12 protein-coding genes, 1 tRNA gene and 1 pseudogene are annotated in these 12,862 nt (G+C 66.1%); 7 read left to right on the top strand and 7 right to left on the bottom strand.

Annotated elements, in window-relative coordinates; all coding sequences use genetic code 11:
• Positions 1–191: 191 nt before the first annotated feature.
• Complete coding sequence (locus KF903_RS11210) at positions 192–1,082, top strand: GIY-YIG nuclease family protein (protein WP_291214704.1); 891 nt, start codon at positions 192–194, stop codon at positions 1,080–1,082.
• A gap of 42 nt (positions 1,083–1,124) precedes the next feature.
• On the opposite strand, the pseudogene KF903_RS11205 reads toward KF903_RS11210, so the two are convergent.
• Positions 1,125–1,385 (bottom strand): annotated as a pseudogene (locus KF903_RS11205) (hypothetical protein); the annotation flags it as partial.
• Positions 1,386–1,622: 237 nt separating this feature from the next.
• Positions 1,623–1,698 (bottom strand) — tRNA-Phe (locus KF903_RS11200).
• Between the two features lie 199 nt (positions 1,699–1,897).
• On the opposite strand from KF903_RS11200, the gene KF903_RS11195 reads away from it, so the two are divergent.
• The gene (locus tag KF903_RS11195) at positions 1,898–3,190 is read left to right on the top strand and encodes an MFS transporter (protein WP_345777761.1); all 1,293 of its coding nucleotides are present in this window, start codon (positions 1,898–1,900) and stop codon (positions 3,188–3,190) included.
• Here KF903_RS11195 and KF903_RS11190 read toward each other — a convergent pair.
• Positions 3,175–4,233 carry an NADH:flavin oxidoreductase/NADH oxidase gene (locus tag KF903_RS11190; protein WP_291214702.1) on the bottom strand — a complete coding sequence of 353 codons (1,059 nt, stop codon included), beginning with the start codon at positions 4,231–4,233 and terminating at the stop codon, positions 3,175–3,177. The genes KF903_RS11195 and KF903_RS11190 overlap by 16 nt on opposite strands.
• Before the next feature lie 117 nt (positions 4,234–4,350).
• On the opposite strand from KF903_RS11190, the gene KF903_RS11185 reads away from it, so the two are divergent.
• Positions 4,351–5,595 (top strand): ectonucleotide pyrophosphatase/phosphodiesterase, encoded by a 1,245-nt coding sequence (locus KF903_RS11185; protein WP_291214700.1) that lies wholly within the window; start codon positions 4,351–4,353, stop codon positions 5,593–5,595.
• A gap of 82 nt (positions 5,596–5,677) precedes the next feature.
• On the opposite strand, the gene KF903_RS11180 is transcribed toward KF903_RS11185, so the two are convergent.
• A complete protein-coding gene (locus tag KF903_RS11180) occupies positions 5,678–7,060 on the bottom strand; it encodes a formimidoylglutamate deiminase (RefSeq protein WP_291214698.1) in 1,383 nt (460 codons plus the stop codon).
• Between the two features lie 156 nt (positions 7,061–7,216).
• Between KF903_RS11180 and hutI the strand changes: the two genes are divergently transcribed.
• On the top strand, positions 7,217–8,449 hold the full coding sequence (gene hutI / locus KF903_RS11175) for an imidazolonepropionase (protein ID WP_291214696.1): 1,233 nt from the start codon (positions 7,217–7,219) through the stop codon (positions 8,447–8,449).
• Between the two features lie 136 nt (positions 8,450–8,585).
• Entirely contained in the window at positions 8,586–8,738 is a 153-nt protein-coding gene (locus KF903_RS11170; protein ID WP_291214694.1) for a hypothetical protein, read from the top strand.
• Between the two features lie 268 nt (positions 8,739–9,006).
• Here the strand turns inward: KF903_RS11170 and KF903_RS11165 are convergent, their stop codons facing one another.
• Both KF903_RS11165 and KF903_RS11160 read right to left on the bottom strand, forming a co-directional pair.
• On the bottom strand, positions 9,007–9,609 hold the full coding sequence (locus KF903_RS11165) for an FABP family protein (protein ID WP_291214692.1): 603 nt from the start codon (positions 9,607–9,609) through the stop codon (positions 9,007–9,009).
• Positions 9,610–10,236: 627 nt separating this feature from the next.
• On the bottom strand, positions 10,237–11,805 hold the full coding sequence (locus KF903_RS11160) for an RHS repeat-associated core domain-containing protein (RefSeq protein WP_345777760.1): 1,569 nt from the start codon (positions 11,803–11,805) through the stop codon (positions 10,237–10,239).
• A 48-nt stretch (positions 11,806–11,853) separates the two neighbouring features.
• Between KF903_RS11160 and KF903_RS11155 the strand changes: the two genes are divergently transcribed.
• Entirely contained in the window at positions 11,854–12,147 is a 294-nt protein-coding gene (locus KF903_RS11155; RefSeq protein WP_291214902.1) for a hypothetical protein, read from the top strand.
• Between the two features lie 73 nt (positions 12,148–12,220).
• Positions 12,221–12,445 carry a SymE family type I addiction module toxin gene (locus KF903_RS11150; protein WP_291214689.1) on the top strand — a complete coding sequence of 75 codons (225 nt, stop codon included), beginning with the start codon at positions 12,221–12,223 and terminating at the stop codon, positions 12,443–12,445.
• Positions 12,446–12,495: 50 nt separating this feature from the next.
• Here the strand turns inward: KF903_RS11150 and KF903_RS11145 are convergent.
• On the bottom strand, positions 12,496–12,862 hold a 367-nt coding region (locus KF903_RS11145), incomplete at its 5' end, for a hypothetical protein (RefSeq protein WP_291214687.1).

Here is a 12,862-nt window from a genome sequence, read left to right as displayed (position 1 = left end):
GCCGCGTCCCGGGCTCTGCACGCGGCAGCGTGGGCAACCGCCCCCGCGCAATTGCTCGCTGCCGGGAGTGGAAGTCGGCGATGAACCAGTTCGCGATAATCTACGGATACCGCTTCACGCTTCACCTTTGATCGGGACCGACGACGAAAACCGCCTCACACACAAAAACTCAGACGGGCTCCGGGATACCCATGCAACCGTTCTCCATCACGCTTTTCGCAACATCCGGTGACCCCGAAGGGATTCGTCACCTCGACAAGTCGAACTGGTCTGGCTACGGCGTCGTCTTCAACAAGGCGCTTTTCCATCTGTTGAAGCAGGAGCCGGGTTTCTCGCAAGCCGGTATCTACATCCTAGTCGGCAATGCCGCCGAAGAGACGATCTACATCGGCGAGGCCGACGCCGTTGGTGACCGGCTGAAGAACCACGTCTCCAACAAGGAAGGTTGGGTATGGGGCGTCTACTTCTTCGACCGCAACCACAAGATCGGCAAGACCGAAGTCCAGTACCTGGAATCGGCACTGGTTGCTCTGGCCAAGAAGCACGATCGCGCCATTCTGCTGAACAAGAACAACCCCACGGCTCCGACGATGGCTCCGGCGGCCAAGGCCACGGCGCAAGCGTTCCTGGCCGATATGCTGCTGATCCTGCCGATGCTCGGCATCAACGCCTTCACGCCGCCGAAGCAGGAAGACCCGAGCGATCAGGTGCAGCCCGTGGGGTCGGAGAACGACAAGTTCGACACCATCGTCGTCCCGGCCCGCGAGGAAGGTTTCAAGCAACGCTTCCTCAACGAGAACTGCTGGTTTGCCGTTCGGATCAATGCGAAGCACATTTCCAAGCTGAAGTTCATTGCCGCCTATCAGGTTGCCCCCGTCGCGGCCATCACCCACATCGCCGAGGTCGAGGCCATCCTGCCTTACAACGACACCGGCAAGTACATGATCAAGTTCAAGGGGCCAGCGACAGCGATTGTCCCGATCCCGCGCCCGGAAAGCAGCGAGGTCAATATGCAGTCGTCGCGCTACGCACTGCGGGAAAAGTTGTTGGCGGCGAAGAATCTGGACGAGGTTTGGGCGTAAGGGCGAGGCGCGTCAGGGAGGTAGAAGTCGGCCAGCATCCAGTCACTGTTTGGCGGCCGCATTCATTTCCCCAAGCCACACCTGCAACGCCCTCAGTTGCTCGGCGGGTTCAAAGCAGGTCTGGTAGTTGGCGGCAACGGTACCGGCGACGGCAGAGAGCGCAATGCCTGCGGCGGCCGCATCAGCATCTCGGGCGGGCCCGGGCAGTTCACCGGCGGCGGCAGCGTCGTGCAGGCGCACAAAGCCACGGTTGATAGCGCAAGCAGCATCGGCTGGTACGGGCACATGGACGGGAGCCTCCTTCCAACGATTCCGATCGGTACACGCACAAACCATTGACGGAAAACGCCGTCTGCGTGTGCCACGGCGAAGAAGTTGGCGCAGGTTTCGAGAGAAGACAGGGCGGAACAGGGACGAACCGGGCGCGTGGTGGCGGTCGGGCGACGGCGGGTGGCACACGCCGAACGGCGCGGAACCCCGCATGGCGCGCGCATTCCGCAAACGAAAACGCCCAACCGGGAACGGTTGGGCGTCGATTTTTGGTGGCCAGGGACGGAATCGAACCGCCGACACGGGGATTTTCAATCCCCTGCTCTACCAACTGAGCTACCTGGCCGGAATTGGGTGCCGATGCGGACCTGACGGTGCGCGGCGGGCCGCGTATTAGAGCCGCGCGCGCGGTGGACGTCAAGCGTCACGCTGCCGGAGCGTGGCAGGAAGCCGCCGCTGCCACGGGCGCAGCCGGCGGCGCGACGCCGCGCGCGCGTGCAGCGACAGGCCCGTGACACATGCGGTTGCGCGCGCGAGGACCGATAATGGCGCGTGGCCACTGTCTGCTGCGCATGGAAACGCTGACCCCCGATTCACCTTCACACGCCGATGCCGCCCTCGATGTCGGCACGCGTGCCGTGCCTGCGGCCACGGGCGCGGCGCTGCAAACGGCGTTCCCGATCCTGTTGATGCTGAGCACCTGTCATCTGCTCAACGACATGATCCAGTCGCTGTTGCCGGCGATCTATCCGCTGCTCAAGGACAGTTTCGCGCTGAGTTTTGGCCAGGTCGGGCTCATCACGCTGACGTTTCAGCTCACGGCCTCGCTGCTGCAGCCGCTGGTCGGCATCTATACCGATCGCCGTCCACTGCCCTACTCGCTGGCCATCGGCATGGCGTGCACGCTGAGTGGACTGCTGCTGCTGGCGCATGCCACGAGCTTCCCGGCGCTGCTGCTGGCCGCCGCCATGGTCGGCTCGGGCTCGTCGGTGTTCCATCCCGAATCCTCGCGCGTCGCGCGCATGGCATCGGGTGGCCGGCACGGGCTTGCGCAATCGGTGTTCCAGGTCGGCGGCAACATCGGCTCGGCGATCGGCCCGCTGCTGGCCGCATTCATCGTGATGCCGCGCGGCCAGGCCAGCGTGGCGTGGTTTGCGCTCGCGGCGCTGGTGGCGATCGCCCTGCTCACGCGCATCGGCGGCTGGTATCGGGCGCAGATCACGAGCTGGCGCGCGGCACAGGCGCGCGCCAAGAGCGACGGCAGCATGTACCCGCGGCGCACGATCGTGCTGACGATGTTCGTGCTCGGCATGCTGATCTTCTCCAAGTACTTCTACCTGGCGAGCCTGTCGAGCTACTACACGTTCTACCTGATGGAGAAGTTCGGGATCAGCGCGCAGCAGTCGCAGCTGCACCTGTTCTACTTCCTCGGCGCCGTCGCGGCCGGCACGCTGGCCGGCGGCCCGATCGGCGATCGCATCGGCCGCAAGTACGTGATCTGGGTGTCGATCCTGGGCGTCTTGCCGTTCACGCTGCTGCTGCCGCACGCGAACCTCGTGTGGACCACGCTCCTCAGCGTCGTGATCGGTCTCGTGCTGTCGTCGGCGTTCGCGGCGATCCTCGTCTACGCGCAGGAACTCGTGCCGGGCCGCACCGGCGTCGTCGCGGGCATCTTCTTCGGCTTTGCGTTCGGCATGGGCGGCATCGGCGCGGCCGTGCTCGGTCGCCTCGCCGACCACATCGGCATCGAGGCCGTGTATGCGATCTGCGCCTGGCTGCCGGCGATCGGCCTGTTGACCTGGTTCCTGCCCAATACCGACCCTCACCAGGCGCGTTGATACGGCTCGGGCGCGACGAGCGGCACCGCGAGTTCAGTGGCGGCGCGCCGCGTGAAGTAGGGATCGCGCAGATGCTCGCGACCGAGCAGGACGAGATCGGCGGCGCCTGCGGCGAGTACCGCCTGTGCCTGTTGCGCACCCGTGATGAGCCCAACCGCTGCCGTGGCGATGCCCGCTTCGCGGCGGATGCGCGCGGCGAACGGGACCTGGAAGCCGGGCTGCGCCGGCACGCGGGCATGTGCGACGAGCCCGCCCGACGAGCAGTCGATGAGGTCCACGCCATCGGCCTTGAGCCAGCCCGCCAGAGCAACGCACTCATCGATGTCCCAACCGCCGGGCACCCAGTCGGTGGCCGAGACGCGCACGGCCAGCGGCCGCGGCACCGGCCACACCTCGCGCACGGCGCCGACCACCTCGCGCAGCAGGCGCGCGCGATTGGCCAGCACGCCGCCATAGTCATCCTCGCGCTGGTTGGCCAATGGCGACAGGAATTCGTGCAGCAGATAGCCATGCGCGGCATGGATCTCGATGAGGCCGAAGCCGGCCTGCGCAGCGCGCTGCGCAGCGGCGCGGAATGCACCAATGACGCGCACGATGCCAGCCCGATCGAGCGCCTGCGGCACCGGCCCATCCGCCTGCTGGCTCAGCGCCGACGGTGCCAGCGGGGTCCAGCCGCCCTGCGCGCGTGGCAGCGGCTGGCCACCATGCCACGGCACCGCGCAGGCGGCCTTGCGTCCCGCATGCGCGAGCTGGATCGCCGGCAGCGCGCCATGCGCGGCGATGAACGCGGCGATCGGCTGCCAGGCGCGCCGCTGCGCCTCGTTCCACAGGCCGGTGTCGGCCGGCGTGATGCGCCCTTCCGGCGACACCGCGGTCGCTTCGGCGAACACCACGCCGGCACCGCCGACCGCACGGCTGCCAAGATGCACGCGGTGCCAGTCGTTGGGCAGCCCGTCGCTGGCCGAGTACTGGCACATCGGCGACACCCCGATGCGGTTGCGCAGCGTCAGCCCGCCGAGGGTCCACGGCTCGAGCAACTGCATGGCGACCCCGCGCGCAAAGCGTCGATCTTAGCCAGTCGCCACCGGACTTGACCAATGAACACTTGCGCCGCGGCCCGATTTGCCGACGATAGGCGTTTTGCCCCGTGGAGTGTGCCGATGCGCCTGCTGCGCCTGTTGTCGATCCTGCTGCTCGCCGCCTGCGCCGGTTGCGCCAGCCAGCCGCGCACCGAGGCCGCCGCGCCCGCCACGCGCCGACCGCTGGTCATCCTCGTCTCGATCGATGGATTCCGCCCCGACTACCTGCAGCGCGGCCACACGCCGACACTGGCTGCGCTGGCCGCCGATGGCGTGCGGGCCAAGGCCATGCAGCCGGCCTTCCCGACCTTGACCTTCCCCAACCACTACACGCTCGTGACGGGCCTGTATCCCGACCATCACGGCATCGTCAACAACCGCTTCACCAACCCCGACACCGGCGCGGCCTTCGTGTTCAAGGACCGCTACACCACGGCCGATCCGACCTGGTGGGGCGGCGAGCCGATCTGGATCACGGCGCAAAAACAGGGTCTGCGCACGGCCACGATGTTCTGGCCCGGCTCGGACGTCGCCATCAGCGGCGTGCGCCCCGACCATTGGCTCTACTACGACGGCAGCATGAGCTCGTCCGAGCGCGTCGATCACCTGCTGCACTGGATCGACCTTCCGGCCGCGCAGCGCGCGCAGTTCTACACGCTGTACTTCGATGCGGTCGACCACGCCAGCCACAGCCATGGCCCGCCGTCACCGCAGGTCGATGCCGCCCTGGCCGAAGTCGATGACGCGCTCGGGCGCCTCGTCGCCGGCCTGCGCGCGCGCGGCCTGTACGACGACACCGATCTCGTCATCGTCTCCGACCATGGCGGTGCCACGACCTCGAAGGCGCTGCGCACCTATCTCGACGACGTGGTGCCGCTGGCCGACATCAAGGTCGGCAACTACGGCGTGCTCGCCACCGTGACGCCGTTGCCAGGCAAGCAGGCCAGCGTCGAGCAGGCCCTGCTCAAGCCGCATCCGCACATGACCTGCTGGCGCAAGTCGCAGGTGCCGGCACGCCTGCACTACGGCAGCAACCCGCGCCTGCCGCCGATCCTGTGCCTGGCGGCCGAGGGCGGCATCATCACCGAGCATGCCTACGAGAACCAGGGTGGGCACACCTCAGTGGGCGAACACGGCTACGACAACATCGATCCGAAGATGCAGGCACTGTTCATCGCGCGCGGCCCCGATTTCCGCCGCGGCCTCGTCGTGCCGGGCTTTCCCAACGTCGACGTCTATCCGCTGCTGGCGCACCTGCTGCGGATCCAGCCGGCGCCCAACGACGGCGACTTCGCCGCCGTGGCGCCGCTGTTGCGCAAGCCCTGAGGGCCAGGCTCGCGCGCAGTCGACCACCGCAATCGCGCGCCGCCTGTCGCGCGGTTGCGCCTGCGCTGCTCGGCGCGGGCGTTCAGGCCTCGCGTTGCAGCGCCTCCACCACGGTGCGATAGCGCGCGGCGATGCGCGCTTCGTCGCGGTGGTGGAACTCACGCACGCGCCAGTGGCCACCGACCATCACGTCGCGCACGAGATTGCAATTGCCGGCGAACAGCCAGCTGTCGACGACGCTGGCGCAGTCGCGACCGGCCAGCAGCGCGGCGCTGTCGTCGAGCACGACGAGGTCGGCGCGGCCGCGATCCAGGCGGGCGAGTTCGACGCCGCTGGCCTGCGCACCACCGGCCAGCGCCCGTGCGAGCAGAAGCTGCCCCGTGCTCGGCGATGCGGCGCTCGCCGCCACGTTGCGGTGGTGGCTGACCAGGCGCTGGCCATATTCGAGCCAGCGCAGCTCCTCGACCGGTGACACCGAGATGTGGCTGTCCGAGCCGATGCCGAACACACCCTCGGCATCGAGCCAGCTGCGCAGCGGAAACAGGCCATCGCCGAGATTGGCCTCGGTGGTCGGGCACAGGCCGGCGACGGCACCAGTGGCGGCCAGGCGCCGCGTCTCGGCCGCGGTCAGATGGGTGGCATGGACGAGGCACCAGCGCGCATCGACCGCGGCGTGGTCGAGCAGCCATTCGACCGGCCGCGCCTTGCGCAGGGCCAGGCAGTCCTGCACCTCGCCGAGCTGCTCGGCGATGTGGATGTGGATGGGCCCGCTGCGCGCCGGCTCGCTGGCGAGCACCTCACGCATCGCGGCGGGCGGCACCGCGCGCAGCGAATGCAGGGCCAGGCCGACGCGCAGCAGCGGCGATTCGAGCGCGCGCAAGCGTTCGACCAGGGCCAGGAACGCATCGACCTCATGCCCGAAGCGGCGCTGGCGCGGGGTCAGTGCGCGGCCATCGAAGCCGCCGCTCATGTAGAGCGTCGGCAGCAGGGTGAGGCCAATGCCGGCTTCGCGCGCTGCCTCGATCAGCGCCAGCGACATCTGCGCCGGATCGGCGTAGGCGCGACCATCGGGCGCGTGATGCAGGTAATGGAACTCGCAGACCTGGGTATAGCCGGCCTTGAGCATCTCGACATAGAGCTGGGCGGCGATGGCCTGCAGTTCATCCGGGCCAATGCGGCCGGCAAACGCATACATGACCTCGCGCCAGGTCCAGAAGCTGTCGTTGGCGGCTGCGGCCTCGCCATCACCGCCAAGACTGCGGCGCTCGGCCAGCCCCGCCATCGCACGCTGGAACGCATGTGAATGCAGGTTCGGCATGCCGGGCACGACGTAGCGGCCGACGCGCACGCCACCGGCCGCGGCATCGCCCGGCTCGATGCGGCCATCGACCACGCGCAGCGCGGCGGCCTGCTGCCAACCGGCAGCCAGCCAGGCGTAGTCGGCAAACAGGATTTGCTCGCTCATGCTCATACTCCGCCTGCACAAAGCCTGCAGCCTAGCGATGCGCGATGGCCGATGCCAGCCGCCGCCACTGCCGGCGCGCGGTCGCGTCACGGTCGGCGCGGGCCGCGCTCTGGAATAATGCCGCCATTGCAGGCCGACCGCGGAGAGCGCACCGGGATGGACACGAATTGGGATGGCCTGTGGCTGGACTGTCGCCTTGCCACGCTGGAAGGCGATGGTCTTGGCCTCGTCGAGGATGGCGCGCTGGCCTGGCGCGATGGCGTCATCGTCTATGCGGGTCCGCGCGCGGGCCTGCCCGCACGACATGCGGCGCGGCACGAGGACAGTCTTGCTGGCGCACTGGTCACGCCCGGTCTCATCGATTGCCACAGCCACCTCGTGTTCGGCGGCGACCGTGCGCGCGAATTCGAGCAGCGCCTGCATGGCGCCAGCTACGAGGAGATCGCGCGCAGCGGCGGCGGCATCGCCGCGAGCGTGCGCGCCACGCGCGCGGCCGACGCCGATGCGCTGTTCGCGCAGTCGCTGCCGCGCGCCCGCGCGTTGCTCGCCGATGGCGTGACGACGCTCGAGATCAAGTCCGGCTACGGCCTCGACGTCGCCAGCGAGCTCAAGATGCTGCGCGTCGCGCGCCGCCTCGCCGCCGAACTGGGCGTGAGCGTGCGCACCACGCTGCTGGCGGCGCATGCGCTGCCGCCCGAATTCGCGGGCCGCGCCGATGCCTACATCGACCACGTCTGCGACGCGATCCTGCCAGCGGCGGCGAGCGCGGGACTCGCCGATGCGGTCGACGCCTTCTGCGAACGGATTGCGTTCTCGCCCGCCCAGGTGCGCCGCGTGTTCACACGCGCGCGCGAACTCGGCCTGCCGGTCAAGCTGCACGCCGACCAGCTTTCCGACCTGGGTGGCGCGGCGCTCGCCGCCGAATTCACGGCGCTGTCGGCCGATCATCTCGAATGGACCGCTGCCGACGGCGTCGCCGCGATGGCCGCGGCCGGCACGGTCGCCGTGCTGCTGCCGGGCGCCTACTACGCGCTGCGCGAAACACGGCTGCCACCGATCGATGGATTCCGCAAAGCAGGCGTGGCAATGGCGGTCGCCACCGACCTCAACCCCGGCACCTCGCCGCTGCTGTCGCTGCGGTTGGCGCTGGGCATGGCCTGCACACTGTTCGGCCTCACGCCGACCGAGGCGCTGCGCGGCGCCACCGTCAATGCGGCGCGCGCACTCGGCCTTGCCGACCGCGGCCGCCTCACGGTCGGCCTGCGCGCCGATTGCGTCGCCTGGCGCGTGCACGATGCGGCGGCGCTGTGCTACTGGATCGGCGGCTCGCTCGTGCGCGAGCTGCGCATCGGCGGACGGCTCCCGGCCCATCGTGCGGGCGGCGACTGAATCGCCGCTTTGCAGCAGCGCCACGCAAACGAAACGGCAACGAAACGCCCGCTGGCGATCACGTTGACGCGCCCGCTGCAGCGGATCAGCATCATGCCCGCCCAATGACCACAGGACTGATGTCCAGGAGGATCCCATGAAGGGCCTAGACCACCAGCGTCACCACGACAAGAAGAAACCGCAACACAGCTTCGAGGAAAAGCGTGCGCTCAAGCGCGCCAAGAAGATGGCCCGCACGATGGAAGCCAGCGGCATGACCAAGATGCCCGAAACCGCGCCGGCGCATTGAGCTGCCGCGCGCTGCGCGCACATGCCGTGATGCGGCATCGAGCCGCTCGCGACGCGAAACGGCCTCGTCCTGCGACGGGGCCGTTTGCGTATCGGCGGCTGCCTCGCCACGGCGCGTGGATGGCGCCGCGGCGCATACGGCACCGGTCGGCGCGCTCGGCGCAAGCCGCCACGCCATACCGCGCCGACGCCGCTGTGGTCGACTGGAGCCGTCGCCCCGCGCCTGACGCTCAGCGGCGTGGTGCCGGACCCGCCATGCCCGCCACCGCTCAGGCGTGCGCGCTGCCGGGATGCAGGCTCGCCACCCGATGCAACGTGTTGCGATCGGTGTGGTGCATCTGCTGGCCGGTGGCGGCGAGCTTGAGCACGAGGTCCGAGGTATAACTCAAGGTGCCGTCGGCATTGCAGGTGAACGTGCTGTCGAATCCCTTGAGCTCGGCGCGTTCGAGCAGGTACTTGTTCTGCAGGATGCCATACGACGGATCACCGGGCGTAGCGACGAAATTGAGCTTGCGGTCGCGCGGCTTGGCACTGCCGCCCGCAATGAGCGCGATGCCGCGGCCGAACACGACCACGCGCATGACCTGCCCACTCGCCTTTTCCCACAGCAGGTAGCCGACCTCGTCGTGGAACGGGTCCATCGCCTCCTCGCCATGGCGCCAGGCGGTCATCTTGTAGTTGAGACCTTCCAGCGTCTGCTTGCCGTTTTCCTGCAGCGGAATCGGGTGGAACCAGGCCTTCTCGAAGTAGCCGGTTTCGCCGGTCACGTCGTCCTTGTTGTGGTACGACAGATCGACGCCGTCGTCGCCTTCCCATTCGCCGACCAGTGGCGTGAGCGGACCAAGCCGCTGCGGACCGAGGATCGTTGCCATTGCACTGCCTCCTCATTGCGTGACTGGAAGCCGTGATCCTAGTCCTCGCCGGCGCACTCTGCCAAACGCCGAGCCGGCCACTGCGCCGTCCGATGCGATCCATTCAGCGAAACTCCAAGCGTGGCTGTTGGCGTTGATCCCTTTGACGCGGCCAGCGACCCTTCATCGAAACGCATGGGGTTGGCATCGGTGACACATCGATTCGTCATCGTCCACACATCGTCTTCCCGACTCTTTCCCAACGTGCTGACACGACCTGCGCGCGCTCGCGCCCGAGTATCCTCAGCACCCTGTTAAGGAAGCACTGAAATATACACCGAGTATGATATGCCAAGTTCTTTCGCCTTCTGGATCAACTCCGCGTTATTCAGCGGATAGGCGCAGTACAACATTTCGCTTGGCCCAGAGCTCAATCGGTACATCGCAAAATCATCATTGACAAACTGTATGAACGTTGCCTTCGCAAAATCAACGCTTACAAAATGTTTCGCGCTCCAACAATAGTCAAGAAATAGACCTGCTCGAAAAGCGTCCCCATCAACTATCGGAGCAATTTTGTTATCCGTTGATTTCTGTTGCACCGGACAGCATCCCACCAACAAGATAGAGCACCAAAGAGCTGCAAGCCTATTCCGGATCATATCGACAAACTCCGCCTTGCGGATCACCACCTTTCGCGCGCTTGCACTCACTTGGCGTGTGGTCTCTAGGAACCCCTCCCCCATCACAATGCATCCAACCGCAAAGATGCGAAAATTCATGAATGATTACTGCGCCCCACCCGCCACCAGCTTGATCGCGACTTGGATCAGTGTCCATGCAAAGAACGATATGGTTGTCACCCCTTCTTGAAAGGCCTGCAAATCCTCCAGATCTAGGAGCCGCATCACCATCGCATTTTACAAGGCAACGCGACTTGCATTTCACTTGCGCAGTCTGACATTTATTTCTTACACAACTCGCGAGACTTTTATCTCGAATTCGCTTTCCGAACTGGTCACACCATCTCTGCACGCGTTTGGATGTAACTCTATCATCACAATTTTCACACTGGGCATCCAGCCCCAAGGTATCGAAATAGAACGCAGGAGAGCCAAGCGCATAACCAAAAGTCGTCGATCCTCCATCCAACCCAATCGGATCACTCTCCACATACCTCCCCGTGCCCGGCTCGTAGTCGCGGAAGTAGTTGTAGTGCAGACCCGACTCCGGGTCGTAGTACTGGCCCGGGAACCTCAGCATGTTGGTGAAACTCCCGGTCGGCGCCTGCTCGCCGAACGGGTTGCCCGCGAAACTCCAGCTCCACAGCGGCGTCGCGCTGCCGGCTGCCGTGACCGCGCGCGGCGTACCGAGCTGGTCCGAATGGACGTAGTAGATGCTGCCGTTGCGCACCAGCGCAAGCGGCCGCCCGTCGACATGGACGTAGTCGGTCGGATTGGGATTGCCGTTGCCGTTGTCGGTCAGCAGCAGGCCCGCTTCGTCGTAGACGAAATGGGCGGAATTGTGCTGCGCCAGCGGGCCGCGCCCATCCTTGAACACGCGCTCGCCGCGCCCGTTGTAGTCGTAACTTCCGCTGCGCCCGAACCCGATGCCTGACTGGCTATACGCGGCCATGCGGTTGCGATCGTCGAAGGTCCACGTTCGCGACGGACTGCTGCCGCTGGTCTGGTTGCCGGCGTTGTCGTAATCGCGAGCGTCGCTGCCCACGCCGAGCAGGCGATGACTGGTGGCCAGGGTGTAGCTGTAGTTCGTCGTCGTGCTGCCGACGGTCTTGCTCAGCCGATCACCGGTCTTGCCGTAGCTGTAGCGTTCGACCGTCCCGCCGCTGCCGTTCTGCACCAGTGTCAAGCGGGACAGCGCGTCGTATCCGTACTGCTCGATGGCGCTGGCCGTGCACGCGGGCGCGCTGGCCGCGAGACGCGTGATGTTGGCGAGCCCATCGCGGCACAAGTGCAGGTTCAGCACGCTGCCGCCGACGTCGTTGAGCCAGTAGTTCTGGTCGTAGGTCAGCGCCAGCGACTGACCGCCGCTCGCAAACGCATAGGACTGCGCCGGACCGAACGGCAGGTAGGTGATCGACGAGACCACCGTCGTCAACGCCCCGCCCGGCGTGAGGCGCAACTTGAGCGCGCTGACGCGACCGAGCGCATCGCGCGTGTACTCCACTCGCACGCCGTCCGGGTAGGCGATCGCCATGAGCCGATCCGCCACGTTGTACTCGTAGCCAAGGACATAGGTCGAGCCATGCGTGACTTGCGTCTTGCTGATCACGTTGCCGCGGTGATCGTAGCACCAGGTCGTCGATCCGCTCGCATCGAGCATCCGCGTCAGGCGCCCGACCGACCGATCGCCAAAGCCCTCGACCTGTCGCTGGACGCGCTGTTCGGCGAAGCGGCGAAGAAGATCGGCAAGCGTGGACCGGCACCGAAGCTGCACGCGCAGATCGAACGCATTGCGGCCCTGCCGCGTTCCAAGCAACGCATGCTGCTCGACATGCTCGACGCCGCCCTCAACAGCGCGAACGCGCAGGCGGCCTGAGAGACAAGCGCGGCGCACCGGGGCGGCAACCCCGGCGCGCCGCTGACCACAACCCACTGACTAGGAGTGGATCATGGCTGATTCCGATCATACCCCCGCACCGCCGGCCGCCCGCCCGCACGAACGCCGGCTCACCGTCGCTACGGCCTATTACCCCGCTCGTGCGCGTTCGGCCGGCGATCGGCCGATCCCCTGGATACGCTTGCAAGGGCTCTGGTTGCAGGCGGCCGGATTTCATCCGCAGCAGCCCTTGCGCGTGCGCATCGCCCACGGCTGCCTCGTCATCACCATCGACTGACCCAGACGCCAACGCCCGGCGCAAGGCCGGGCGTTGGCGAGTTCTAATCCCTATTTTCTTTCACTTGATCGGCTACTAAAGACGATACAAAAATATAGAATACCAACAGCAATAAACAAAAGCCCAATAGGAAACATTATCTCCGCTCTCGCCTTATATATTTCCTGCGCAGCTGATCCAGCAGCAACCGAGAACGATGCGCCTTGCAGAGCCCACAAGATATAATATCCGCCGATAAAAATAAGAAGTGTTGCGAATATATATCCAAAGAAATGAATGATAAATCGCCTATTTAACTTTGCCATGACATTCACTTTGGCGGCATACCTGGTGGTCTCTTGGGCGGCGCAACTGTCGGCCCTGGTGGTTGAGATGGCGGTATCTGCGGCCCTGTTCTGCATTGATTGATGGTGCTGT

The sequence above is a fragment of the Dokdonella sp. genome (assembly GCF_019634845.1).
Taxonomy (GTDB): domain Bacteria; phylum Pseudomonadota; class Gammaproteobacteria; order Xanthomonadales; family Rhodanobacteraceae; genus Dokdonella_A.
The sequence above is the reverse complement of the archived record's forward strand: the minus strand, read 5'-3'. Positions and strand labels throughout refer to the sequence as shown.